The sequence below is a fragment of the Mycobacterium hubeiense genome (assembly GCF_002838065.1).
Lineage (GTDB): Bacteria > Actinomycetota > Actinomycetes > Mycobacteriales > Mycobacteriaceae > Mycobacterium > Mycobacterium hubeiense.
In genome coordinates this window covers 205,226-228,767 of record NZ_PIZU01000002.1, presented here as the reverse complement: position 1 = coordinate 228,767, position 23,542 = coordinate 205,226, and the positions used below count along the sequence as shown (strand labels likewise).

At 66.0% G+C, this 23,542-nt stretch carries 24 protein-coding genes and 1 pseudogene; 3 read left to right on the top strand and 22 right to left on the bottom strand.

The genetic code is table 11. From position 1 onward, the window contains the following. Positions 1 to 375: 375 nt before the first annotated feature. From CWS39_RS02740 to CWS39_RS02660, 17 genes and pseudogenes are all read right to left on the bottom strand, one after another. Positions 376 to 1,068, bottom strand: coding sequence for a sirohydrochlorin chelatase (locus tag CWS39_RS02740; RefSeq protein ID WP_102141367.1), 693 nt, complete (start codon positions 1,066 to 1,068; stop codon positions 376 to 378). Then, complete coding sequence (locus CWS39_RS02735; RefSeq protein WP_102141366.1) at positions 1,065 to 2,213, bottom strand: uroporphyrinogen-III synthase; 1,149 nt, start codon at positions 2,211 to 2,213, stop codon at positions 1,065 to 1,067. Before CWS39_RS02735 ends, CWS39_RS02740 begins: the two co-directional genes overlap by 4 nt. Before the next feature lie 88 nt (positions 2,214 to 2,301). Next, positions 2,302 to 3,696: a nitrate/nitrite transporter gene (locus tag CWS39_RS02730; protein ID WP_102141365.1), complete on the bottom strand. Its 1,395-nt coding sequence runs from the start codon at positions 3,694 to 3,696 to the stop codon at positions 2,302 to 2,304. Between the two features lie 95 nt (positions 3,697 to 3,791). Continuing rightward, positions 3,792 to 4,547, bottom strand: a complete 756-nt coding sequence (locus tag CWS39_RS02725) for a class I SAM-dependent methyltransferase (protein WP_233213330.1) — start codon at positions 4,545 to 4,547, stop codon at positions 3,792 to 3,794. Between the two features lie 19 nt (positions 4,548 to 4,566). Then, positions 4,567 to 5,124: a GNAT family N-acetyltransferase gene (locus tag CWS39_RS02720; RefSeq protein WP_102141364.1), complete on the bottom strand. Its 558-nt coding sequence runs from the start codon at positions 5,122 to 5,124 to the stop codon at positions 4,567 to 4,569. A 129-nt stretch (positions 5,125 to 5,253) separates the two neighbouring features. Beyond that, the gene (locus CWS39_RS02715; RefSeq protein WP_102141363.1) at positions 5,254 to 6,138 is read right to left on the bottom strand and encodes a 5-oxoprolinase/urea amidolyase family protein; all 885 of its coding nucleotides are present in this window, start codon (positions 6,136 to 6,138) and stop codon (positions 5,254 to 5,256) included. An 8-nt stretch (positions 6,139 to 6,146) separates the two neighbouring features. Further along, positions 6,147 to 6,806 carry a 5-oxoprolinase subunit B family protein gene (locus CWS39_RS02710; protein ID WP_199177929.1) on the bottom strand — a complete coding sequence of 220 codons (660 nt, stop codon included), beginning with the start codon at positions 6,804 to 6,806 and terminating at the stop codon, positions 6,147 to 6,149. Positions 6,807 to 6,880: 74 nt separating this feature from the next. Continuing rightward, the gene (locus CWS39_RS02705) at positions 6,881 to 7,561 is read right to left on the bottom strand and encodes a queuosine precursor transporter (RefSeq protein WP_102141362.1); all 681 of its coding nucleotides are present in this window, start codon (positions 7,559 to 7,561) and stop codon (positions 6,881 to 6,883) included. Between the two features lie 121 nt (positions 7,562 to 7,682). Beyond that, positions 7,683 to 8,591 carry an ABC transporter substrate-binding protein gene (locus CWS39_RS02700; RefSeq protein ID WP_102141361.1) on the bottom strand — a complete coding sequence of 303 codons (909 nt, stop codon included), beginning with the start codon at positions 8,589 to 8,591 and terminating at the stop codon, positions 7,683 to 7,685. Positions 8,592 to 8,625: 34 nt separating this feature from the next. Continuing rightward, a complete protein-coding gene (locus tag CWS39_RS02695) occupies positions 8,626 to 9,423 on the bottom strand; it encodes an SDR family oxidoreductase (protein WP_102141360.1) in 798 nt (265 codons plus the stop codon). Positions 9,424 to 9,433: 10 nt separating this feature from the next. Continuing rightward, on the bottom strand, positions 9,434 to 10,177 hold the full coding sequence (gene narI, locus CWS39_RS02690) for a respiratory nitrate reductase subunit gamma (RefSeq protein ID WP_102141359.1): 744 nt from the start codon (positions 10,175 to 10,177) through the stop codon (positions 9,434 to 9,436). Beyond that, positions 10,174 to 10,845, bottom strand: coding sequence for a nitrate reductase molybdenum cofactor assembly chaperone (gene narJ, locus CWS39_RS02685; RefSeq protein WP_102141358.1), 672 nt, complete (start codon positions 10,843 to 10,845; stop codon positions 10,174 to 10,176). The genes narI and narJ overlap by 4 nt, the downstream gene beginning before the upstream one ends. After that, entirely contained in the window at positions 10,842 to 12,437 is a 1,596-nt protein-coding gene (narH, locus tag CWS39_RS02680; RefSeq protein ID WP_199177928.1) for a nitrate reductase subunit beta, read from the bottom strand. The genes narJ and narH overlap by 4 nt, the downstream gene beginning before the upstream one ends. Further along, entirely contained in the window at positions 12,437 to 16,078 is a 3,642-nt protein-coding gene (locus CWS39_RS02675) for a nitrate reductase subunit alpha (protein WP_102141357.1), read from the bottom strand. The genes narH and CWS39_RS02675 overlap by 1 nt, the downstream gene beginning before the upstream one ends. Positions 16,079 to 16,440: 362 nt before the next feature. Next, a pseudogene (locus CWS39_RS02670) lies at positions 16,441 to 17,447 on the bottom strand (hypothetical protein). Further along, on the bottom strand, positions 17,444 to 18,778 hold the full coding sequence (locus tag CWS39_RS02665) for a Dyp-type peroxidase (RefSeq protein WP_102141356.1): 1,335 nt from the start codon (positions 18,776 to 18,778) through the stop codon (positions 17,444 to 17,446). Before CWS39_RS02665 ends, CWS39_RS02670 begins: the two are co-directional and overlap by 4 nt. 11 nt (positions 18,779 to 18,789) lie before the next feature. After that, positions 18,790 to 19,371, bottom strand: coding sequence for a hypothetical protein (locus CWS39_RS02660; protein WP_199177927.1), 582 nt, complete (start codon positions 19,369 to 19,371; stop codon positions 18,790 to 18,792). A 104-nt stretch (positions 19,372 to 19,475) separates the two neighbouring features. On the opposite strand from CWS39_RS02660, the gene CWS39_RS02655 reads away from it, so the two are divergent. Next, entirely contained in the window at positions 19,476 to 19,766 is a 291-nt protein-coding gene (locus tag CWS39_RS02655; protein WP_102141355.1) for a hypothetical protein, read from the top strand. Positions 19,767 to 19,800: 34 nt separating this feature from the next. Next, complete coding sequence (locus CWS39_RS02650) at positions 19,801 to 20,160, top strand: heme-binding protein (protein WP_102141354.1); 360 nt, start codon at positions 19,801 to 19,803, stop codon at positions 20,158 to 20,160. An 11-nt stretch (positions 20,161 to 20,171) separates the two neighbouring features. Here CWS39_RS02650 and lysE read toward each other — a convergent pair whose 3' ends face one another. The 4 genes from lysE to CWS39_RS02635 form a co-directional block, all read right to left on the bottom strand. Beyond that, entirely contained in the window at positions 20,172 to 20,771 is a 600-nt protein-coding gene (gene lysE, locus CWS39_RS02645) for an L-lysine exporter (RefSeq protein ID WP_102141353.1), read from the bottom strand. An 84-nt stretch (positions 20,772 to 20,855) separates the two neighbouring features. Further along, on the bottom strand, positions 20,856 to 20,978 hold the full coding sequence (locus CWS39_RS30210) for a hypothetical protein (RefSeq protein ID WP_348535332.1): 123 nt from the start codon (positions 20,976 to 20,978) through the stop codon (positions 20,856 to 20,858). A 51-nt stretch (positions 20,979 to 21,029) separates the two neighbouring features. Then, positions 21,030 to 21,827 carry a carboxymuconolactone decarboxylase family protein gene (locus CWS39_RS02640; protein ID WP_102141352.1) on the bottom strand — a complete coding sequence of 266 codons (798 nt, stop codon included), beginning with the start codon at positions 21,825 to 21,827 and terminating at the stop codon, positions 21,030 to 21,032. A 98-nt stretch (positions 21,828 to 21,925) separates the two neighbouring features. Then, positions 21,926 to 22,705, bottom strand: coding sequence for an SDR family NAD(P)-dependent oxidoreductase (locus CWS39_RS02635; protein WP_102141351.1), 780 nt, complete (start codon positions 22,703 to 22,705; stop codon positions 21,926 to 21,928). 19 nt (positions 22,706 to 22,724) lie between these two features. Between CWS39_RS02635 and CWS39_RS02630 the strand changes: the two genes are divergently transcribed. Then, positions 22,725 to 23,372 (top strand): TetR/AcrR family transcriptional regulator, encoded by a 648-nt coding sequence (locus CWS39_RS02630; RefSeq protein WP_102141350.1) that lies wholly within the window; start codon positions 22,725 to 22,727, stop codon positions 23,370 to 23,372. Here the strand turns inward: CWS39_RS02630 and CWS39_RS02625 are convergent. After that, on the bottom strand, positions 23,365 to 23,514 hold the full coding sequence (locus CWS39_RS02625) for an SDR family oxidoreductase (protein ID WP_199177926.1): 150 nt from the start codon (positions 23,512 to 23,514) through the stop codon (positions 23,365 to 23,367). The two genes, CWS39_RS02630 and CWS39_RS02625, sit on opposite strands and share 8 nt — an antisense overlap. Between the last annotated feature and the right edge of the window lie 28 nt (positions 23,515 to 23,542).

The following is a 23,542-nucleotide window of genomic DNA, read 5'->3' as shown; positions in this document are numbered from 1 at the left end:
GCTGTCACTTTTCAGACTTTTTCGGCTAACTAGAACTGTTCGCTGGACTGTGGTTAGGATCAGCCCATGAACCTGCAGCGGTTTCTGGGCTTGGTAGCCGCGGCTGCGGTGCTCGGCGCGGGCATCGCCCTGGCGCTACCTGTGGGTTTACACGCCGTCGACCGCGTTGGTCAGCCGATCGGCTGCGGCACGGGCTTTCTCCCGGACTTCGACACAGCCACCGAATTGGACGGGCTCAACCGTGCCCAGCACCTGGCGGGTGGACCGGCCTTCGCGCTCAGTGACTACCGCGCCCAGTGCGCCGCGGTGATCGATCGACGACGCGCGACCGCCCTCGTCGTCGCCGTCACCGGCGCGTTCATCGGGCTGTCCGCCCTACTGGCACGACGAAGCGAGCACTCGCGCGCGACGGAACCGGCCGGCGATCAGGCGCACCATACCTGGATGGGTGCCCAAGGGTTCGCTGACGAGATCGGCGCCCGACCCACGCAGCCGATCCTGAAAGAGGCCGTCCGCCAGCAGATAAGACGCCACCACCACGCGGCGGCGGGATAGCCGGCGGGCAGCCTCGACCGCGTCGGCGACGCACGGCTCACCGGTGGCGGCGTACGCCAACTCCACCCGGTCGCCGATCAGCGCCGAGAGCAGCGTCGCGGTGACCCGCAGATCGGACTGCGCCCGGGCGTCCGACGTGCCGGCTGCCGCCAGGATCACCGAATCGCCTGGCCGCCAACCGGATTCGACCAGCCGCTCTGCCACCACGCGAACCGTTCCGGGACACGGTCCCAGTGGACGGGTGACGGTCACCGCGGGATGTCCGCTGGCCGTGACGTGGGCGGGAACATCCGCGCGGACGTGATAGCCGCTGGCCAAGAACGCCGGTACCACGACGGCGGGCCGGTTGTTCGGCAATGCGCGCAGCACCTCGGCGGGCGTCGGCCCCAGCACGTCGACGAACGCGACATGCACCGGCTGATCCAAGGCACCGGCGACCCGCTCGGCGAGATCGCCGATCATCCCGACACCGCCCGGCTTGCGGGTGCCATGCGCCACCAGCAGATAACTCATAGCGCCCGCGCGAATTGCTCGTCGACGGCCAGCCGATAGCCGCGTTTGACCACCGTCGAGACGATGTTCTTGTCGCCCAACGCCGTTCGCAGCCGCAGCACCGCGGTTTCCACCGCATGCGTGTTGGTGCCGCCACCGGGAAGCACGCCCAGCAGGTCGGCCCGCGACACCACCGCGCCGGGCTGATGCGCCAGAGCGTGCAGTGTCGCCATCTCCGTCGGCGACAGCGCCTTGACCTCACCGTCGACCAGCACGCAGGTGCCGCGAATCTCCAAAAGGTGTCCGGCAACACGCATCCGGCGTGACTGCAGCAGCGGCAACTCGTCGGTGATATGCCGGGCCAGTGCGCCCAGCCGCATCCGCTCGGGCGACGACGTCGGCACCCCCAGCCGCACCAGCGGTCGCGCCGTCACCGGTCCGACACACATGGCGTGCACGGTGGTTCGCAGTGCGGAGAGCACCTGCTTCTCGAGGCCCATTTCGGCCGCCCGCATCAACACCGACGCCACCGCGGGCGCCGAGGTGAAGCTGACCGCGTCGAACTTCTGGTTGGCGATACCTGCCACCAATTGGTCGAATTCGCCGTTGCGGGGCGCGGGATGCCACCGGTACACCCGGATGGGTACGACGTCGGCGCCTGCCGCGCGCAGCTCGTCGACGAACTCGGGGAACGGATCCCAGTCATCGGTGGCGCCGTGCAGCTGCACCGCGATCCGGTCGCCTTCGATGCCGCGCTCGAGCAGGTATCCCAGCACCTCGCGAGACGACTCCGAATCCGGCGACCACTCTTCGGAGAAGCCGGCCGCGCGTAACGCGCCGGTGGCCTTCGGCCCGCGAGAGACGATGCGCGCCTTGCCCAATGAGGTGATCAGCTGGTTCGACAGCCCCCAGCCGTCGGCGGCGGCGATCCACCCGCGAAAGCCGATGCCGGTGGTGGCGATCACGATGTCGGGCGGCGAGTCGATCAACGCCTCGGTGTGGGCGCGCAGTTCGTCGTCGTCAGGCAGCGGAACCATCGTGATGGCCGCTGCACTGGTCACCGTGGCGCCGCGTCGGGTCAGCAGCGCACTCAGTTCGTCGGCACGACGGGCGGAGGTCACCGCCACCCGAAATCCGGTGAGCGGTGCCCACGTGGGCTCACTCATGATCCAAGTGAAAGCACGTTGTGTTTCAAAGCGATTAACCGACCATTGCCGCGGCGTAATGCGGTCAGCATCACACTGGCGGCCGGCGTCACGCCCGGGCCATGTCGGTGACGGCGGGCACGTCGACCGGTGCGGCCGATTCCGGCCGCCGCACGTACTTCACCCAGGTCAGACCCAGCGCGAAGATGTAGAACGCGACGAAGATGCAGAACGCCGCCGTCGCCGAACCGCTGGTCAGGTAGGACTGCCGCAGCGCTAGGTTGATGCCCACGCCGCCGAGTGCGCCGATGGCGCCGGCGAAGCCGATCAGCGCGCCGGACATGGCCCGCGACCAGTACTGGCGCTCCGCCTCGCTGACCGGCAGCGAGCGGCTGCGGGCGTCGAAGATCGACGGGATCATCTTGTACACCGAGCCGTTGCCGATGCCGGACAGGATGAACAGCGCGATGAAGCCGATGACGTAGCCGCCCATCATCAGCGCCGTCGCAGGGCCGGTGGTGTGGTCGTCGAGGGTGCTGATGCCCACCAGCAGCCCGGCGGACAACAGCATGCCGGCGAAGGTGGCCAGCGTCACCCGGCCACCGCCGATGCGGTCGGCGAGCTTGCCGCCGTACACCCGGGTGATCGAACCGAGCAGCGGGCCGATGAACGCGATCTGCGCGGCATGCAGCGACGCCTCCGCCGCGCTCTGACCGCCGGCGGCAAAATTGATCTGCAGCACCTGGCCGAATGCGAACGAGTAGCCGATGAACGAGCCGAACGTCCCGATGTACAGCAGCGCGATGACCCACGTATCTCGCACGCGCAGAATGTCTTTCATCGCGGTGAAGTCGATCTTGTGCTGCTCGAGGTTGTTCATGAACAGCGCCGCGCCGATGCCGGCGACTGCGAGCAGCACCAGGTAGACCGCGCACACCCAGTACGGCGCCCGGTTGCCGGCGGTGGCGATCACCAGCAGTCCGACGAGCTGGACCATCGGCACCCCGATGTTGCCGCCGCCGGCGTTGAGGCCGAGCGCCCAGCCCTTGAGCCGCTGCGGGTAGAACGCGTTGATGTTCGTCATCGACGACGCGAAGTTGCCGCCGCCGAACCCGGCCAGCGCCGCGCACAGCAGATACGGCCACAGCGGCAGGCCGGGGTTGGCCAGCAGCCACATCGTCCCCAGCGTCGGGATCAGCAGCACGAACGCCGAGAACACCGTCCAGTTGCGGCCGCCGAAGGTCGCGGTCGCCAGCGTGTACGGGATGCGCAGGCAGGCGCCGACCAGCGTGGCTGTGGCGCCGAGCAGGAACTTGTCGCTGGCGGAGAAGCCGTAGACGGATTCCGGCATGAACAGCACCATCACCGACCAGATCGTCCACACCGAGAATCCGACGTGTTCGGCGATCACCGACCAGATCAGGTTGCGTCGGGCGATCTTCTTGTTGCCGGCCTCCCAGGCCACAACGTCTTCTGGATCCCAGTTGGTGATCGTGTGCGACATGTGGCCAACGCTAGGAAGCGTTTATTTCTCAAAAGCTGCCTCTGATGTCCCCGCCGTGAACTTCCGCTCACGCCGCGAAATGCGGGTATGTGAGGTCAGTCGACGCGGTGGGCGTGCACGACGGTCATCGGCATGTGTACCCGGTCGTCCTCGACCAGTTCGGCTATCCGCTTCAACCGCGCGGCCATATCGTGCATCTTCTCCAGTTCTTCCTGCGGAAGCCGGTCGAGCACCGCCTGCGGAAGCGCGTTTTCACCGAATCTCATCCCGGCGGCGTTGCCCAAATACGTGGTGGGCCCGAGGAAGTCGATGCGCCAACCGTTGGCGGTCAGGGTGTCGCGCAGATTGTGCTCGGGCACCGCGTCCCTCGGTGCGGTCAGGCCGTTGACGGTGCCGTAGGCGAAACAATAGAGATGCCAGCGCGCCCCGCTGCGGGTCGCGCGGTACAGCGCGGCGGCGTACGCCTGCCGGCCCTCGTCATCGAGGCAGTGATACAGGCCACTGTCGAGGACGCTGTCGAACCGGCTGTCGTAGCCGGTGAGCTTGGTGGCATCGGCGACGCCGAAGGCCACCTCGACACCGGCGGCGGCGGCGCGATCGCGGGCCTGCTCGATGGCGGCGGGCGATCCGTCCAGTCCGGTCACCGAATGCCCCCGTGACGCCAGGTAGATGGCGTTATCGCCGAGACCGCAGCCGATGTCGAGCACGTCACCTGAAAAGCCGCCCAGCGCTTCGAGTTCCATCAACGTGGGCTGTGCCTGGCGGATGTCCCACGGGATGCCGGCAGGTGGCGGTGCGCCCTCGAACATGGGTTGGCCGCGGTAGAGCTTGTCGAAGGCCTCCGTCGTCACCTCATCCAACGTACGCCGCTCACCAGACGTCGCCGTCGCGCCAATCGCAGGTGATCTCGGCGGTGGTGTCGAGCGCAAGGTTGTTCGGCAGCGCGACGGGCAGCACGAACAGCGACCGGTCGTCCTCGGGCGTGTGGGTCAGCCCGTCGGGCGCCAGCACCGACGTCTTGCCGTGCCACGGCAGCCAGCCCCGCGAGGTGTACATGTGCCGGCCGATCTCCGAGGCACTGAGCGCGCCGAGCTGATAGGCACCGCGGATCACCTGTTCACATGCGTCCATTACCGCGGTCGCCAGACCCTGGCCTCGCCAGTCTTCGCGCACGGCAACGCCTTCGACGTATCCGCAGCGCAGCGCCGTGTTGCGGTATAGCAGCCGCCGCTGCACGACGGCGCCGTGGGCGATGATGTCGCCGTGGTGGCAGATCAGCGCATGCATGCCGCCGAGCGAATGCTCCCAGTCGGCGTCGGTGAAATCGCCGCCGAAGGCCTCCATGACCATGGCGCGGGCGCCTTCACGGGTCTCATGATCGAGGTCGGCGGTGTGGACCAGGCGTGCGGTGTGAACCTGGGTGTGCACACTGCCGTTCTACCAGGACGCAGTGACGATTACACCCGTTGGTTTGGCACACAGCTTCGCGAGACTGCTGTTATCGAGACGTTGTGCGAGTAGAGGCCTCGATAACCACAGTCTCGCGGACCCGTCGAGTCAGCCCCCGAACGGCTTACGCGGCCGCGACCAGTGCATCCGCACTGTCTGCCCCGGCCGGATCTGGGCGAGCTTGTCGATGTCCTCGTTGGTCACCACGCCGATCACCGGATACCCGCCGGTGACCGGATGGTCGGGCCCGAGGATCACCGGAAAACCGTTCGGCGGCACCTGAATTGCGCCGCGGGTCGCGCCCTCGCTGGGCAGCTGCCGGTCCGGCCATCGGTACTCCAGAGGCATGCCGACCAGCCGCATGCCGACCCGGTCGCTGCGGTTGTGCACCAGCCAGTTGGTGCGGATGAGCACGTCGGGGTCGACGAACCAGTCGTCGCGCGGGCCGGGCACGACCGTCAACTCCTGGACATCCTCTTCGATGGCGGCGACCGGCGCCTGTTCCAGTTCGGGGAACTCGTCGGTGTGCTCGCCGATGGGCAGCACGTCGCCGGGCTGCAGCGGTAGCGGCCCGATCGCCGACATCACGTCATAGCTGCGTGAGCCGAGCACCGGTGTCACGTCGATGCCGCCACGCACTGCCAGGTAGCTGCGTAGCCCGGAGTGCGGCGCGCCCAGCGAGATCACTTCGCCGTCGTGCGCGTAGTGAATGCTGTTGGTGCCGAACGGAATACCGTTAACAGCCGGATCGGTGTCGGCGCCGGTCACCGCGATCGCGACGTCGCCGCCGCGCACTCGCGCCGACAGCCCGCCGAACGTCACCTCGATGGTGGCGCGGTCGTGCGGGTTGGCCACCAGCCGGTTGGCCAACGTGTGAGAGCGTCGGTCGGCGGCGCCGGAGCGGGTGACCCCCATATGCGCCAGGCCCGGACGGCCGAGGTCCTCGACAAGGGCGAGCGGTCCGGTGCGCAGGATTTCGAGTGTGACAGTCATGGTCGCCCCTATCCGATGGCCCGGAACTGGACCCACATGCCAGGGGTCAATAGCGCGGGCTTTTCCCGATTGATGTCCCACAGCACGGCATCCGTGCGCCCGATCAGCTGCCAGCCCCCGGGTGATTGCCGCGGGTAGACGCCGCTGAATTCGCCGGCCAGGGCCACCGCGCCGGCGGGCACTTTGGTGCGGGGTTCGGCCCGCCGCGGTACGTGCAGACGCTCGTCGCCGCCGACCAGATACGCGAATCCCGGTGCGAATCCGCCGAATCCGACCCGCCACGGCGTCGCGGTGTGCGCCGCGATCACCTGTGCGGGCTCAAGTCCCGTCAGCCGGGCCACCTCGTGCAGGTCGGGGCCGTCGTACACCACGTCGAGCACCACGTCGACGCGCCCGTCGATCGGGGCGGTGTGCTCGTCGAGGGCTTCCGGTGTCAGGTGCAGCTTGGACAGCCTCTGCCGGGTGGGCGCCTGATATCGCGGGCCTGCAAGTTTGATCAGGATCGTGCGCGACGCCGGCACGATGTCGAGCACGCCGAGCAGATCGGCCTGCCGGATCGCGTCGGTCCACGCCAGCACTTCGGCGGTGCTCTCGAACTCGAGCAGCAGTGCCTGGTCGCCGTAATCGTGAACGGTGCCGATAACCATCAAGTCCGCTGTGACCGTCATAGTGAAACGCTACCGCCGAGTAAGTTTGTTCGCCGCAGCTCTATGAGCCTTGCCAGAGAAGCCTCAGCGAAGGCTCATACGGCGGGCTGATAGGTCGGTTCGCGGCGCTTGATGAATGCAATTACCCGGTAGGTGACGGGCAGCACTGCCGCCTCGACCGCGGTCTTGTAGATCCAGCCCAGCGCCGCATATACCGCGAACGACCCCATATTGCCGAAGCCGATAATCGGCGCGGCGATGGCGCAGAACACCAAGGTGTCGCTGAACTGGCCGACAACCGTCGAGCCCAACAGTCGCGCCCACAGATGCCGTTCCTTGGTGCGTTGTTTAATGCGCACGACGACCCATGCGTTCACCAGCTGGCCGACCAGGAACCCGGCCAGCCCGGCCACCGCCAACCCGGTGATCGACTCGACGGTGGTGGCCAGGGCGTCCTGGTTCGCGTAGTCGGGGGCTGCGGGCAGGCGCACGGTGGCCCACAGCACGAGGACGGCCAGCGCCTGCATGGAAAAGCCGATGATGACGGCGCGGCGGGCGGCCTTGAAGCCGTACACCTCGCTGAGCACGTCGCCGATGACGTACGTCAGCGGAAAGACGATGAAGCCGCCGTCGGTGAGCAGCGGCCCGAACGCGACGCCCTTGGTGGCGGCCACATTGGAGATCAGCACCAGACCGGTGAATACGGCGACCAGCGTCGGATAGTAGGCCGATCCGATCGTGGCGGTGCCGCGGTGTTCGAGCTCCGTGGTTTTCACCCGGGTTATCTTGTCAGCTCAGCTCAGCTCAGCTCAGCGCCTCGCCCCGGCCCGCGACTGTGCAAGGCCATACGCTCCGTGCGGCGAGTCGCGTATGAAACGGCACATTCGTGAGAGGCCGTCAGGCCAGCGCCTCGGTGATGCGCGGCGGCAGTTGGTCGGCCACCAGCGGATAGGACAGCGGCGAGGCGAACGCGATGGCGCCGGCGAGCTCCTTGCCGGTGAAGACGTTGCGCGCGTTCAACTGCTGGACAGTCGGATCCGCTAGTAGCGCGGCCTCCTCCTCGGGGCTTTCGGTGGTCCAGATCAACACCTCTGCGGCGTCGGGGGTGTCGGCGATGACGAGGCCCATCTGAGCGAGGAAGTCGCTGCGCCAGGCCGGCGTCATCGCCTGCGGGCCGTCTTTGCCGAGGCGCCCCTGCAGCAGCGTCACCTTCTTGCCGGCGAACTGCGGGTTGTTTTCGCCTGCGGCGGTGAACTTTTCGTCGACGGTGGCGATCAATGCAGCCATCTCGTCGTTCTTGAACACCGCCTGTCCGATGAGCGTCGCCTGCTCCTTCCACGGTCCGAAGAACGCGTCCTGGCCGGGTTGTGCGATGGTCGGGGCGATCTCGGACAGCTTGGTATAGGTGTCGGCGTCGAGGCCGGCGTTCGTGGCGACGATCAAATCGGGCTTCAGCCCGGCGATCTGATCTATTTGGATGCCGTTGTCGAGGTTGAGCACGGTCGGTTGAGCGCCGCCGAGTTTCGGCTGGGCCCAAGGCCATACGCCGAAGGGTTCGCCGCCGAACCAGTCCGTCACCGCGATCGGGACGACGCCGACGGCCAGCAGGTCGTCGTGTTCGGTGAAGCCGGCGCTGACGACGCGGGTGGGCGGTGCGGGCACCTTGGTCTCGCCGAACGCATGCTCGACGGTGATGGAGCCGTCGTCGGCGACGGTGCCGGTTTCGGACCCGCAGGCGGCGACGGCGGCCACGGTCGCGGTCGCGGTCGCGATCAGGAAACGTCGCCGGGTGCACTTCGTCAGCACGGGGCGAGCGTAACCGCTGATTGGCCCCGCGGGGTCAGGAGTGCGACAGCCGCTTGTTCACCAGCCGCGTCAGCCAGGCCGGCGAGAACCGCGACCCCAGCGCCAGCGCCTTGGTCTGGGCGCCGACCGGGAAATGCACCTGATGGATCGCCTTGCGCAGCCGCGACGGGTCGACCGCCGCGACGATCGCGTCGGCGACGTCGTCGGCCGTGAGCCTGATGCCCAGCGACTCCGTGGTGCCCGTCTTGACGTCGTCGGTCATCGCGGTCTGCACATAGAGCGGCCACATCGCGATCACGCGGATACCGTGGCGGCTCCACTCGAGGTCAAGAGCTTCGGTGATGCCGCGGACGAAGAACTTCGTCGCGCTGTAGTTGGCGAGTTCGGCCTGGCCGTAGATCGCCGAGGCGGAGGCCAGATTGACGACGACGGAACCCGGGGTCGCCTTGAGATAGGGAAATGCGGCATGCAGGCCGTTGACGACGCCCTTGACGTTGACGTCGACCTCCATCAGGTGCGCTTTGACGTCGGTGTCTTCGAAGAGCCCGGCCTTCATGATGCCGGCGTTGTTGACCATCACGTCCAGCCGGTTGCCGGCCGACTTCGCGAATTCGCCGACGCGCAAAGCCATTTCGTCGGGGTCGGTGACATCGAGATGGCCGGTGACGGCCTTGGCGCCGAGTTCGTCGATCTCGTCGGCCAACGTCTTCAGCCCGACTTCGTCGATGTCGTAGGCGCCGACGGTGTAGCCCTTGGCGGCGAACGTCAGTGCGGTCTTGCGGCCGATACCGGAGGCAGCGCCGGTGATGAAGACGGACTTGCTGGTTTCCATCCCCAAATCTTTACACCCAGCGGCTGCGCGCGGGTGGGGCCTCCGGAGTTACCCACGCCTTGGCGTAACGGTGGCTGCCGGCGCGTTGCGGGTCGCGGCTGCGGTACACGACGAACGGGCGGAACAGGTAGCCGACGGGCGCGCTGAACATGTGCACCAGCCGGGTGTACGGCCAGATCGCGAAGAGGGCGAGCACCACCAGCACGTGCAGCTGGAAGGTGAACGGCGCCTCGGCCATCAAGTGCGGCGCCGGATGCAGAGTGAACAGGTTGCGGAACCACGGCGACACCGTCTCGCGGTAGTTGTAGGTGTCGAACACGTTGGTCAGCGTGTTGAGCATCCCGGTCAACAGCGCCCCGGCCAGTAGTAGGTACATCAGTTTGTCGTTGCGGGTGGTGGCCTGGCGTACCGCGGGCACCTTGACCCGGCGGTAGAGCAGGATGCCCAGGCCGGCGATGACGGCGAGCCCGGCGAGTGAACCCATGCTGACCGACATCAGGTGGTAGACGTGCTCGGAGATGCCGACCGCGGCCGTCCAGGTCTGGGGAATCATCAAGCCGACGACGTGCCCGCCGAAGACGCCGAGCAACCCGAAGTGGAACAGCGGGCTGCCCATCCGCAGTAGCCGGCTCTCATAGATCTGCGATGACCGTGTGGTCCAACCGAATTGGTCGTTGCGGTAGCGCCAGATATGACCGAGCACAAACGAGGTGAAGGCGATGTACGGTGCGGTCATCCAGAGGGTGGTTGTCATCGACGGCCTCCACTCATCATCGGATCCATCGAGAACGGCTCCAGCCCGACATCCTCGTCCGGCGGGCCTTCGGCGGCCAGCTCGGCGATCCGCCGCCGGTCGGCCGTGGAGATCGGCGGCAGCGTCGCGAGGATGGCTTGGAGCAAATTGGCGTAGCGGGATCCGCTGTCCTGCAACGATAGTCGTAACAGCTCCAGCACCGGCACATGCTCGGCGAGCAGGCGTTCACCCTGCACCTGGTCGACGGTGGCGGCGAATTCCAGCACCATCGGCAGATAATCGGGCAGCTCGGCATCCCCAACCTCGATACCGGCCTGACGGTACGCGTGCTTGAACCGCAGCAGTGCCATGCCGCGCTTGCGGGTGTCGCCGTAGGCGTAGTACGTCAGGTGAAGGCTGGAGCGACGGCGCATGTCGAACGTCTCGACGTAGGCTGTGGCCAGCTCCATCGGGTCGGCGTCGCCGAACTCGGCCAGGAAGTCCAGGAGCGCCGTCCGCACAGAATCCGGCAATTGCTCTGTGGCGTCCCGCAATTGCTCTGCCATCGCGATGGTCTCGGCGGTCGGGTAGTCGAGCAGGAGGGCGGCGATACGCCAGATCAGTCGCTGGTCGCGTTCGGACAGTTCGGCCGACGGCGTCTGTCGTCGGCTCAGTGTAAGCAGCTTCACTTCGTCGGCACCAGCCCGTCGGAACTCCTGCCGTCCCAGTTCAACAGGTTCACCCGATTCGGATTGTCCTTCGGGACAGAGGGATTGGTGTCAGTGAGGTGGAACTTGTCGGCCATCGCATCGAATGCGGTCATTCCGGGGCCACCGTCGGTGTCCAGGCTGCAGCCGGTGGCCAGCGCGTCGAGCCGATGCGCGTCGGAGCCTGCACCGCTGGGAATCACATAGCGGTCGTTGTACTTCGCGACCGCGAGCAGCCGGTACATGGATTCGATCTCTTCACCGCTGAGCCGCACCGACGCTGGGATGCTCTCGTCGAACTCCTCGCCGAAGTTGGCGGCCCGCATGTAGGAGCGCATCGCCGCGAGGCGTTGTAGCGACGCGCGGACGGGACCGACGTCGCCGGCGGTGAACAGCTCGGCCAGGTACTCGACCGGGATGCGCAGCGCGTCGATGGCGCCGAACAGGTTGTTGGCATTCTCGCCGTCGTGCCCGGTCTCCTTGAGGATGTCGACGACGGGTGACAGCGGCGGCACGTACCACACCATCGGCATGGTGCGGTATTCCGGGTGCAGTGGCAGCGCCACCTGGTAGTCGACGATCAGCCTGTACACCGGCGAGTTCTGCGCGGCCTCAATCCATTCGGAGGAGATGCCGGCCCGCTCAGCTTCGGCCACCACCCGCGGGTCGTGCGGGTTCAGGAAGACACCCAACTGTGCGGGGTAGAGGCCTTTGTCGTCCTTGACCGACGCGGCCTCGAGCACCGCGTCGGCGTCGTAGAGCAGCACGCCGATGTAGCGCAGCCGGCCCACGCAGGTTTCCGAGCACACCGTGGGAATGCCGACCTCGACGCGCGGGTAGCAGAATGTGCACTTCTCGGCCTTGCCGGTCTTGTGGTTGAAGTAGATCTTCTTGTACGGGCAGCCGGTCACGCATTGCCGCCAGCCGCGGCACTTGTCCTGGTCGACCAGGACGATGCCGTCCTCGCTGCGCTTGTAGATGGCCCCCGACGGGCACGACGCCGCACACGACGGGTTGAGGCAGTGCTCGCAGATGCGTGGCAGGTAGAACATGAAGGTCTGCTCGAATTCGAGCTTCACCTTGTCGGACACCTTGGCCAGCAACGGATCCTGGCCCACCTGCTCGGGTCCGCCGCCGAGGTCGTCGTCCCAGTTGGCGCCCCAGGTCACCTTGGTGTCTTTACCGGTGATCAGTGACTTGGGTCGGGCGACGGGGGTGGTGTCCATCGCCGGGGACGACAGCAGGTTGTCGTAGTCGTAGGTCCACGGGTCGTAATAGTCCGACACCGTGGGCAGGTCGGGGTTGGCGAAGATATTGAGGAGCCGCTTGAGCCGAGAGCCCGACTTCAGCGTGAGCTTGCCGCGCTTGTTCAGCGTCCAGCCGCCCTTCCAGCGCTCCTGATCCTGGTACTGCCGCGGATAACCTTGTCCCGGACGGGTTTCCACGTTGTTGAACCAGACGTACTCGACGCCGCCGCGGTTGGTCCATGCCTGCTTGCAGGTGACGCTGCAGGTGTGGCAGCCGATGCACTTGTCGAGGTTCATCACCATCGCGAGTTGTGCCATGACGCGCATCAGTAAGTGACCTCCTGGGACCGCCGGCGAATCGTGGTGACCTCGTCACGCTGATTTCCGGTGGGGCCGTGGTAGTTCAGCGCGAACGACTGCTGCGCGTAGCCGCCGATCAGGTGGGTGGGCTTGATCATGATGCGGGTCAGCGCATTGTGGATGCCGCCGCGTTTGCCGTTCTTCTCGGTGCGCGGCACGTCGACGGCCTTGTCCTGCGCGTGGTACATGAACACCAGCCCCTCGGGCATGCGGTGGCTGACGATCGCGCGGGCGTTCACCACGCCGTTGCGGTTGGTGCACTCGATCCAGTCGTTGTCCTTGACGCCGATCTTCGCCGCGTCGACGTCCGACATCCAGATGCACTGTCCGCCACGGGAAAGCGTGAGCATGTGCAGGTTGTCCTGGTAGGCGGAGTGGATCGACCACTTCGAGTGTGGCGTCAGGTAGCGCACGGTGATGCCGCCGGCGGTATCACCGACTTTGGGTTCGTTGAACAGCGCGGTCATGTCCAGGGGCGGGCGGAAGATCGGCAGCTGCTCACCGAGCTCGCTCATCCAGTCATGGTCGAGATAGAAGTGCTGGCGGCCGGTCAGCGTGTGCCACGGCTTGAGCCGTTCGGTGTTGATTGTGAACGGCGAATACCGTCGTCCGCCGGTCTCCGAACCGGACCACTCCGGTGACGTGTTGACCGGGACCGGGCGTGATTGGGTGTCGGCGAACGTGATTCGCTTGCCCTCGCTCTCCTTGGCCAGGTCGGCCAGTTCGATGCCGGTGCGTCGCTCCAGCGCCTCGAAGCCTTCCACGGCCAGCCGCCCGTTGGTGGTGCCCGACAGCGCCAGGATGGCTTCGGCGGCGTGGGTGTCCTTCGCCAGTGCCGGCCGTCCGGCGGCCACCCCGCTGACCACCGCGCCGTTGGTGGCGCGCAGGTACTCGACCTCGGCCTCGGGGTGCGTGGTCACACCCTTCGTGGTGAGCCCGACCGTTTCCACCATCGGGCCCAGCGCGGCCATCTTCTCCGCGACCGCGGGGTAGTCGCGGTCGACCTCGACCAGACGGGGCATGGTCTTGCCCGGAATCGGTTCGCACTCACCGGCTTTCCAGTCCAGCACCCGGCCGTGCGGCTGGGCCAACGCGTCGGCGCTGTCGTGCTGCAGCGGCATGGCCACGATGTCCTTGCGCTTGCCGAGGTGCTTCTCGGCCAGCCAGGAGAACCCGCGGGCGATGCGGTGGAACGCCTCGAAGTCGGTCTTGGTCTCCCACGGCGGCGAGATCGCCGGCGAGAACGCGTGCACGAACGGGTGCATGTCGGTGCTGGACAGGTCGTGCTTCTCGTACCAGGTGGCCGCGGGCAGCACGATGTCGGAGAACAGTGTGGTGGACGTGCTGCGGAAGTCCAAGGACAACAACAGATCCAGCTTGCCGATCGGGGCCTCGTCGCGCCAGCGCACCTCCTGCGGCCGCACACCGTCCTCGTCGCGGGCGGCCACGGCGGAGTCTGTGCCCAGCAGGTGCTTGAGGAAGTACTCGTTGCCCTTGGCCGACGAGCCCAGCAGGTTCGACCGCCACACCGTCAGGCAGCGAGGGAAGTTCTCCGGCGCATCGGGATCCTCGCAGGCGAACTGCAGGTGGCCCGACTTCAAACCGTCGACCACGTGCTCCGACGGGTCCTTGCCGAGGCGGCGCGCCTCGTCGGCCAGATCGAGCGGATTGCGGTTGAACGTGGGGTAGCTCGGCATCCAGCCCAGCCGGCTGGCCAGCGCGATATTGTCCGCGGCGGTGCGGCCCGCGAACCGGCCATCGGCCAGCGGGGAGGCCATCACCTCGGAGGTGAACGGGTCGTAGCGCCACTGGTCGGTGGCCAGATACCAGAACACGGTGCCCTGCATCTGCCGCGGTGGGCGCTGCCAGTCCAGGCCGAAAGCCAGTGTGGCCCAGCCTGTCACGGGCCGACACTTCTCCTGGCCGACGTAGTGGGCCCAGCCGCCGCCGTTGACGCCCTGACAGCCGGTGAGCATGACCAGCGTGAGGAATGAGCGGTAGATCTGGTCGGAGTGGAACCAGTGGTTGGTGCCGGCGCCCATAAGGATCATCGACCGGCCTTTCGACCGCTCGGCGTTGTCGGCGAACTCGCGGGCGATCCGCTCGGCGGCCTTCGCGGGCACGCCGGTGATGGCCTCCTGCCAGGCGGGGGCGTAGGGCTGTGAGGCGTCGTCGTATCCCGCCGGCCAGGTGCCGGGCAGACCGTCGCGTCCGACGCCGTACTGGGCGAGCAGAAGATCGAACACCGTCGTAACACGATGGCCGGCAATGGTCCTCGTCGGCACGCCGCGCTCAACGATGCCGGGCTTGTCACTGTCGAACCGCGGCAGCTGCACCGTCGCCGTTTCCGATCCGTACAGCGTGAGCAGTGGGTCCACGCCCTGCAGGTCGAGGTTCCAGTGGCCCTCGCCGGAAGCGGTGAACCGGTGTCCCAGTGAGCCGTTCGGAACCACCGGATTGCCGTCGGCGTCGAGCAGCACGGTTTTCGACTCGGCACCTTCGGAGGTGTCGCCGAGATCGGCTGCGGTGAGGAACTTTCCGGGCGTGCCCTTGTCGGTGATCGTCACCAGGAATGGCAGGTCGGTGTACTTCTTGATGTACTCGGTGAAATACGGCGTCTGCCGGTCGACGAAGAACTCTTTCAGGATGACGTGGCCCATCGACATCGCCAGGGCCGCATCGGTTCCCGGCCGCGCGGGCAGCCACTCGTCGGCGAACTTGGTGTTGTCGGCGTAGGCGGGGGAGACGACGACGACCTTCTGACCGCGGTAGCGGGCCGCGGTCATGTAGTGCGCGTCGGGCGTGCGAGTGACGGGGACGTTGGAGCCCCACATGATGAGGTAGCCCGCGTCGAACCAGTCGGCGGATTCGGGCACGTCGGTCTGGTCGCCGAACACCTGGGGCGAGGCGACGGGCAGGTCGGCGTACCAGTCGTAGAACGACAGCATCGAGCCGCCGATCAGCGAGATGAACCGGGCGCCGACGGCATGGCTGACCATCGACATGGCCGGGATAGGGGAGAAGCCGGCGACCCGGTCGGGCCCGTACTTCTTGATGGTGTGCACGTGCGCGGCGGCGGCGATCTCGGCGGCCTCCCACCATTCGGCGCGCACGAAGCCGCCCTTGCCGCGAGCCTCCTTGTAACGCTTGGCCTTTACCGGATCCTCGACGATGTCGGCCCACGCGAGCACCGGATCCTTGAGCCGTTCCTTGGCTTCGCGGTAGTACTCGAGCAGCACGCCGCGCACATACGGATAGCGCACGCGCGCAGGGGAATACGTGTACCAGGAGAAGGAGGCGCCGCGAGGGCAGCCGCGTGGCTCGTACTCGGGCTTGTCAGCGCCGACGGAGGGGTAGTCGGTCTGCTGGGACTCCCAGGTGATCACGCCGTCCTTGACGTAGATCTTCCAGGAGCACGATCCGGTGCAGTTGACGCCGTGGGTGGAGCGGACGACCTTGTCGTGGGCCCAGCGGTCGCGGTAGAAGTCGTCGGCGGAGCGGCCGCCGACCTTGTGCAGCGTGCGCTGGTCGGCGGAGATCTCGCCGCGGTGAAAGTACTTGCCCAGCCGCAGGAGGGCATCGCCGGCCGCCTGACCGTTGGTGTGCATATCGACCACGCCGCCCCCTTTCAGGCTGGAATCGCTTGGGCTGGTGAACCGAATGTAAGAGCGCCGAAGCGGGCGTCCAAATAAGCGCACACACGTTGTGGCGGGGCCGTGCGTTTGCGTTAACACGGCGGTCATCTGAGAGGTGTGATGGCCGTCGCAATTCTGCTGTCTAGCTGGGGATTTGCGTCCGATTGCCGGCCCTTGCCGGGTCCGTGTGGCGGGCTGTCACGGTGCCGAATCGTGGAATTTTCAGACTGTTAACACGTCGTCGAGAGTCCTCGAAGCGGCACCGCGAGCCCGAACTCGAAGTGGCCGTCTGGCTGAAGCGGCCGACGCCAGTGCTGGAGATGAAGGAGTAGGCTTCAGCTGCGCATCGTCGCGAGGTTGCGCCAAAGATTCTGGAGGCTGTCGGTGCCGCCGAACAGCGTGGTGAAGTTGGTGGAGTCGACGAGCACGATGTCGCCGGCGCGCGCACCGGTCGGTGGCATCCAGATCAGCGCGTTGAACTCGGTATTGCCGGCCTCGGTGAAGGGGTGCGGCCTGTTCGGGTCGACCCGCTGGCGTCCGAGGACGTGAAGGTCGTTGCCCTCCGGCACGGTGAGCTCGTAGTGCGGCAGATGCGGATGGAAGTTAAACGTGGTGACGTCGTCCAGCAGCCGCGGTGCGTCGAGCTCCCGAAAAGCGGTAAGCGGCACGATTTCCTCGGCGCCGTCGACGATCGCGGGGCGCAGACCCCACTTGTTGTGGACGGGGACATCGAGCGCTTTCATCAGCGAGCGGGTGTACTGACCGAAGCGTTGCTGGCGGGGCACCAGCGGGTCACCGTGATGCTGGTACTCGACCTGACGCTGTCCGAAATCGTCGGTGAACCCGACGTCGTGATGGGGCGCCAGGAGCAGGCAGGTGCCTTCCCGGCGCAGCCACTCTTTGATCGCGGCGATCTCTTCGGGTGCGGCTTTTTGCTCGGACAGAGTGTGGTCGAGTCCGAAGACCATCAGCGTGTCGGCGTCGGCCAGGATCCTTTCGTCAATCGGCAGTTCTAGCCCGCCTGATCTATGCGCTGGAAGACCGCGACCGGATGCCCGGTGGCCGCTTCGGCCAGCTCCTGAAACGCCAGCGTTGATCGGTGGAACAGCTCGAGTGTCCCCGCGATTCCTTGCAGGAAATGTGCCGCGTCGTACTCTGGCGTTTCGTAGTTCGGCCACAACGCATTTCGAACTTCGGTCATCGTGGAGTAGCGGTTGTACATCTCAGTGGGATCGCGTTGAGCCTCCCAGGGATAACTCCAGGTCCAATAGATGCTGATCCGCCGTCGCCCGTCGTGCGTTCTGTCAACGTGGTTCTGGTTATAGGTGCGCGCTGTGCTCATGGTGTGTCCTGTTTCTCGCTGAGCGTTGCCAGGTAGCGCAGCGCGGTGATACCGGGCAGGAAGAAGTAGGCGCCGCCCGTCAGGGTGGTGAAGGCCGGTAGTCCCTTGAGGACTTTCCGGATCGGCCGCTTCGGAATCTTGTATTCCAGCGTGCCGTCCTGGGTGCCGCAGATCGGGTCGCGTTCGTTGACCAGCTCATGGAACGTCTTGTCGTTGATCCACACGTTCTGCGCGAACTCGAACTGGCGCACCAGGCTGGCGCAGATGATGAACGCGGCGATACCGCGGTCGACGCGGTCGTCGGGCGCGCCTTCCGGGAGGGCGGCGCCGTAGGTGGCACCACGCCGGATCATCCGGCGGCGATTCATGTTGTGCGCGGTGTCGCGCGGGTTCAGCCGACGGGCATGTGATCCCAGCGGACACGCATAGCCCAGCGGGTCCATCTCCTTGTAGTTGAAGTCGTTGTTACGCATCGGGTCGGCGCCCAGTTCGGGGTCGTCGTTGTCGGGTGCCAGGACCAGCGGGGCACCGCTACGCCAGCGGCCCATGAACTTAGCTGCGAGAAGCTCCTGTTCGTCGGGCGTGGCCGCGTGCTGGTGCAGATAGTCTCGGAACAGTGCGACGTGCTCCTGCAGTCGCCGGTAGGCCATGTAGCTGCCGTTGCGCGAAAGTATCTCGGGCTGCGGGAGATTGGCCACCGGCCCGTCTTCGTCGGGATAGCCCAGGATGAACTCGCCAGGCTCCAATGGCGCGCCTGAGCCAGGTGTCGGCTCCTCGCCGGAGTACTTGATCACTGGCTGCGACAACCGATCCCGGAAGCCGAAGTGGTCGTGGGCGTAGTTGAACGGAGGCGTCGCGTTCAGATCCAGATAGGACAGACTGCAAACTCCATCGGTCCGCGCGAGCAGCTTGTCGTGCTCGTCGATGGACCGCCGGCACTGCTCATCGTCGCGCGCGAAAAGGATCGCGATGGCGTGCAGATTGTCGTCGGCCAGGCCGCCGACCCAGTTGTCGGGGTGATTCGCGCCGGTGTCGCCGAGGATGTCCGCACGTGCGGCCATCCCTTCGCGGAACTCAGCGGGGAAGGTGGCCAGCGAGTCCTCGGACACGCCCAGTGCGCGCAGCCCATTCCAGGTGAACGCCAACGTGATCCACCGGGTGGCGGCATCCATCGTTTCGTGCGCATCGGCAGCCGACTGCACGCGTTCGATCAGCTCCGACAGCCACGCCCGGCCGCCGGCTGCCGTGTCGAACGTCAGGAACTCATAACGTCCTGTGATTGCGGGCGTTCGAGTCAGCAGGATGTGCTGAATGTCGTCGAGTTCGAGCATCTTTCGACCATCTATTGCATCTGGTCGAGCATGTCCGAGAAGGCGGCCTTCAGGCGAAGCGCCTTTTTGATCTCGTCGGCGGTCACGTAGGGGTATTCGCCGTACTCCAGGAAGCTGGGGTACTGGTGCTCGCGAACAAACTTGATGAACGCCTCGGGGTTCTCTTTCCAGTCCTCGGGGAAACCTTCGAGATTCGTGAACACCGTGGTGATGCCGGTCTGGCTGAACAGTTGGACCGCATCCTCGGTGTACTTGTCGAAGTCGGTGTCGAAAATGCCCTGATACTGGAAATGCAGACCCGACCCGACATCAAAGAGTACCCATCGGAGGTAGTGCAGGCGAAGCGGCGCGAGCACATCGGGACTGGCCGCGACCGCCTCCTCGATCTGCTTGCCATACGCGCGGACTGCGTCCTCTCGACCCTCCTTGACCTTCGCGATTATCGAGAAGCCGTAACAGGCCGGCGTTCGGGGAAAGATGGGGCCGTATCGACCCCGCTCGAGCTCGAAGTACCCCTCTTTGGGGATCGCCTTCGCTGCCGGTTGTCCAGTCGTGGTCGATCGTGGCCATGCGGCCTCCTTTGTCGAACCCAATGGACGTTACCGCCGGCACAAGATCGTTTTGACGAAATAGACAATTACCCCGGGAGTAGGCATATGCTGCGCTCATACTGTCCCATCGGCAGATAGGGGTAGCCATGCGTTCAAGGCAGCGCTACCTGTTACTCGGATTGGCAACGACCGCCTTGTCGTTCGGAATCATCACTGCACCAACGGTTTCGGCGGACTGCAACTACGCCGCAGGAGCCACCGTGTGTGCCCAAGGCGAGGTCCGCGGTGCGGACGGGGTGCCAAGGGCCGCGACTCCGGTCGTCCCCTACCCGTGCGAGTACGACTGGTATTGCGGCACCGAATGGGATCTCGACATCGGTTGGGATCCCGGCCGTCCAGACCGTCCGGGTGGAGGCGGTGGCATCGGGCCACGCTGAAGAATTGGTTAGTCAACCAGGTGAAGGAGCCATCATGTTGCCATCCGCACGCTCCGCGGCAAAGGGAGCGATCAGCGTCGGCGCATTGGCCGCCGCACTGCTATTTGGTACCACTACCGCCGCGGCCCAGCCGCCTCCAGTTCCGCCGCCATGCACGGCGGCTGAGCTCGCACGTGTCATGTCGGGTGTCTCGTTCGACACCTCGAACTACCTATCCACCCATCCCGACGTGAACGACTTCTTTACGAGCCTGAAAGGCCAACCCAAGGATCAAATCCGAGAAAAGGTGGATAGCTACCTAGAGGCCAATCCGCAAGTGCGGGAAGAGCTTCAGCGCCTCCGGCAACCCTCGGTCGATTTCCGGAACCGATGCGGGGTTCCGCAAACCCCCTAACTGCAACCGCGTCAGGCGACCGCCATCCAGAGGCCGAGTGCGATCATGGTGACGGCGATGAGGCCGTCGAGGATGCGCCACGTCAACGGAGTGGCGAACAATCCCGCCAGGCGTCGAGCGCCCAGGCCGAGGCCGGTGAACCAGACCGCGCTGGCGGTGACGGCGCCGACGCCGAACAGCCAGCGTTCGTCGCGGTGCTCATTGGCCAGCGCGCCGAGCAGCACCACGGTGTCGAGGTAGACATGCGGGTTGAGCCACGTCAGCGCGGCACAGGTGAGGAGCACGTCGACGAGGCGGGCGGGGCCCTTCTCCGACGCGGTCAACGCGGACGGCCGGGCCGCGCGGCGGGCGGCGAGTAGGCCATAGCCTACGAGAAAGAGAGCGCCGCCGAACTTGGCGACGTTGACCGCGCCAGGATGAGCGGTGATCAGCGCGCCGAATCCGGCGATGCCCGCGGCGATGAGGATCAGGTCGGAAACGGTGCAGAGCGCGATCACAGGGATGACGTGCTCGCCGCGGATGCCCTGGCGCAGGACGAACGCGTTCTGGGCGCCGATCGCGGCGATCAGCGCGAAGGTGGCCAGGAAGCCAATCACCAGCGGCGAACTCATAGCGTCGAAGCTAGGCGCGGGGCATAGATCAGTACAGCTAAATATTCTGAATCTGCATTAGGAATGCTTATGCAGTGTGCCGCCTCATACGTCGACCGTCGTCCGCAGGTGTTGGAGCGTTTCGGCAGCGGCCCGGATGCCGGCTCGCAGGGCGCCGTCCATCGAACCCATGCAGATACCGGAGGTTTCCGATCCCGCCCAGTGGATCCGGCCGACTATGTCAATTCCTGAAGTAGAAACTTCAAAAACAGAACTACATCATGATGCGTTCTGCGCCTCGGCAAGTACGCGTTGTTTCTGTTCCCCGATGACCTGGTTGAGGCGGAAGCCCTTCGCCCAGCCGTAGTACGCGGCGAATTGCAGCGCGACTTCGTCCATTTCGTCGAAAGAGATGTCGCCGCTCTTCAGCGCCCCGTACACGTGCGACAGGATCGGGATGTCGGCATCCTGGAACGCCACGCACGCGACCGTGATGAGGCGGCGTTCCTTCATGCCCAGCCCCGGCCGCTGCCACATCTCTCCGAACACGAAGTTGAGAATCCCCGCTCCCTGATAAGGGTTGTCGCGCGGCGGGGGCAGCGGGATGCAGTTGACGTCGACGAACGTCCGCTCACCGCCTTGCAGACGTTTCTCGGGATCGCTCGCGGTGGGCAGGGGCAGAAGCGGTTCCGGTGGGGGAGGCGTTTCGCCGCGCTCGTCGTGGATGCGCTGCCACTGCAGGTCGACGACGATGTTGAACCGCGACGCCTTCGGCCAACCGGCATAGACCGCGAAATGCAAGACAGCTTCCCGCATTTCGGTGATCGAGATGTCGCCGCTCTTGAGTGCGGCATAGACGTGCTGTTCCAGAGGAGCGTCGGCGTCGGCGGCCGCCACGCAGGCCAGAGTGACGAAGCGACGGTCGCGGCGGCTCAGCCCCGGCCGGCTCCACACTTCGGCGAAGACGACGTCGATCAGGCCGTCGGCGATGGCCGGGCTGGTATCGGAAGGCGGCGCGACCGTCATCACCTCGGCGAAGGTGCGCAGTCCGCGATCGCGGCGCTCGGTTCTATCCATGGTCACTATGCGCGCCCCTCCGACGGCTTGAAGTAACGGCGTTACCGTTCGACAGTAACACGGTTACTATAGGTGCGGAACAAGCAGCGGCTGGGCCGTCAGAGCGCGAAGGAGTACCCGCCGTTCACCGGAATGGTCTGGCCGGTGATCCATGACCCGTGATTGCTGGCGAGCAGCACCGCCAGGTGAGCCGGGTCGTCAGGGCTGCCGGGCCGACGGATCGCGTAGTTCTGCAGAATCGCCTTGGCCTGCGGCGAATCCCCATGCTCGGCCCACAGCGGCTCGGTGAGTGGTGTGCGCATCGTGCCGAGCGAAATGTTGTTCGCGGTGATGCCGTATCGGCCGTTCTCGAGGGCGATGGAGCGGGTCAACCCGGCGGCACCGGCCTTCGATGCCGCGTATGCGGCCCCATTCGCCTCACCTGCGCGGCCGGCGTCGGAGACGATGGTGATGATCCGCCCCCACTTCTGCTCGATCATCGTGGGCAGCACCGCGCGCGTGCAGTGCATGGCGCCGTACAGATTCACGCGCAGGTACGGCTCCCAGTCGGCGGGTGTCGATTCGGCGAACGGTCCGCGGCCGGCGAATCCCTCTGCGCCTGCGTTGCCTGCGTTGTTCACGAGGATATCGATATCGCTATGGGCCGCAATGGCTTTCGTGACTGCATCGAAGTCGGTCACATCAAACACCGCTGCGCGGGCCTGTCCGCCCGCGGCGTGCAGCTCCTCGACGACGACCTCGGCGCGCCCGTCGAACAGGTCGTTGACAAGAACCTCGGCTCCCGCACTGGCGAAGGCTTGCGCCAATCCGCGACCGACGCCCTGGCCGGCGCCGGTGATGAGGGCGCGACGGCCCGTCAGGTCGATTTGCAGCGTCACACCGTGCAGAATCGATCACATGATTGGTTCTGTCAACCGTGCGACGTCGCCGGGTCGCCCCGTCGGCGCCAGTGGCGAGGAGACGCGCCGACGCATCATCGACGCCACCTGCCGCTGCGTCGCGGACGTCGGCTACTCACAGGCGACCATCCGCGAGATCGCCCGGATGGCGCAGGTGACCAGCGCCACCCTGTACCACTACTTTCCGAACAAGGCCGAGCTGATCAAGGCAGCCGTCGCCGAGATGTCCGCAATGGTGCTGCCGCGGTTGACCGATGCCGTCGACGCTGGCGACGGAGTACTCGACAAGCTCACGGCGATCCTCGACGAATGCGAACGCATCAATCGCGACTACCCCTACGCCGCCGCCTTCGAGCGCGCGATCCGCGCTGAGAACGCACGCGAGTTGCATCTCGGCGACAGCGCCGAGACCGGCTTCGCTGACCTGCGCGCGCTGATCGCCGGGGTGATGCGGCAGGGTAAGCGCGACGGCGCGCTCGGCCCGGACGTGGACGTACACAGTGCATCCAACGCGGTGCTGACGCTGATCCGCGGTATGAACGAATTCACCACGATGGCCTCGGCCAGCGAATACCACTCGACGCTGCGGGCATTGAAGGCGCTTGTCCGCGGCGCGATGTTCGATTACCGCAAGCTGACTAGCTGATCGAGAAGCCGCCGTCGACGGCCAGCACCTGATTGGTGACAGGGCGCGCAGCGGCGGAGGCGAAATACAGGACGGCAGCGCCGATTTCGCGCGGGTCTTGGAAACCGAAGGGCGTCTGACGGGTCGCCGGCCCCTTACTCATCGGCCCCCGGGCTCGAGCGCACTGGCCA

What these genes read in the sequence shown, in the direction of transcription:
- CWS39_RS02735 (WP_102141366.1), bottom strand. Translation starts at nt 2,213, where the DNA reads ATGAGTGAGCCCACGTGGGCACCGCTCACCGGATTTCGGGTGGCGGTG.
- CWS39_RS02695 (WP_102141360.1), bottom strand. Translation starts at nt 9,423, where the DNA reads ATGGAAACCAGCAAGTCCGTCTTCATCACCGGCGCTGCCTCCGGTATC.
- lysE (WP_102141353.1), bottom strand. Translation starts at nt 20,771, where the DNA reads ATGAGTTCGCCGCTGGTGATTGGCTTCCTGGCCACCTTCGCGCTGATC.
- CWS39_RS02740 (WP_102141367.1), bottom strand. Translation starts at nt 1,068, where the DNA reads ATGAGTTATCTGCTGGTGGCGCATGGCACCCGCAAGCCGGGCGGTGTC.
- CWS39_RS02650 (WP_102141354.1), top strand. Translation starts at nt 19,801, where the DNA reads ATGTTGCCATCCGCACGCTCCGCGGCAAAGGGAGCGATCAGCGTCGGC.
- CWS39_RS02655 (WP_102141355.1), top strand. Translation starts at nt 19,476, where the DNA reads ATGCGTTCAAGGCAGCGCTACCTGTTACTCGGATTGGCAACGACCGCC.
- CWS39_RS02625 (WP_199177926.1), bottom strand. Translation starts at nt 23,514, where the DNA reads ATGAGTAAGGGGCCGGCGACCCGTCAGACGCCCTTCGGTTTCCAAGAC.
- CWS39_RS02675 (WP_102141357.1), bottom strand. Translation starts at nt 16,078, where the DNA reads ATGCACACCAACGGTCAGGCGGCCGGCGATGCCCTCCTGCGGCTGGGC.
- CWS39_RS02665 (WP_102141356.1), bottom strand. Translation starts at nt 18,778, where the DNA reads ATGCTCGAACTCGACGACATTCAGCACATCCTGCTGACTCGAACGCCC.
- CWS39_RS02640 (WP_102141352.1), bottom strand. Translation starts at nt 21,827, where the DNA reads ATGGATAGAACCGAGCGCCGCGATCGCGGACTGCGCACCTTCGCCGAG.
- narI (WP_102141359.1), bottom strand. Translation starts at nt 10,177, where the DNA reads ATGACAACCACCCTCTGGATGACCGCACCGTACATCGCCTTCACCTCG.
- CWS39_RS02630 (WP_102141350.1), top strand. Translation starts at nt 22,725, where the DNA reads ATGATTGGTTCTGTCAACCGTGCGACGTCGCCGGGTCGCCCCGTCGGC.
- narH (WP_199177928.1), bottom strand. Translation starts at nt 12,437, where the DNA reads ATGCGCGTCATGGCACAACTCGCGATGGTGATGAACCTCGACAAGTGC.
- CWS39_RS02715 (WP_102141363.1), bottom strand. Translation starts at nt 6,138, where the DNA reads ATGACTGTCACACTCGAAATCCTGCGCACCGGACCGCTCGCCCTTGTC.
- CWS39_RS02710 (WP_199177929.1), bottom strand. Translation starts at nt 6,806, where the DNA reads ATGACGGTCACAGCGGACTTGATGGTTATCGGCACCGTTCACGATTAC.
- CWS39_RS02730 (WP_102141365.1), bottom strand. Translation starts at nt 3,696, where the DNA reads ATGTCGCACACGATCACCAACTGGGATCCAGAAGACGTTGTGGCCTGG.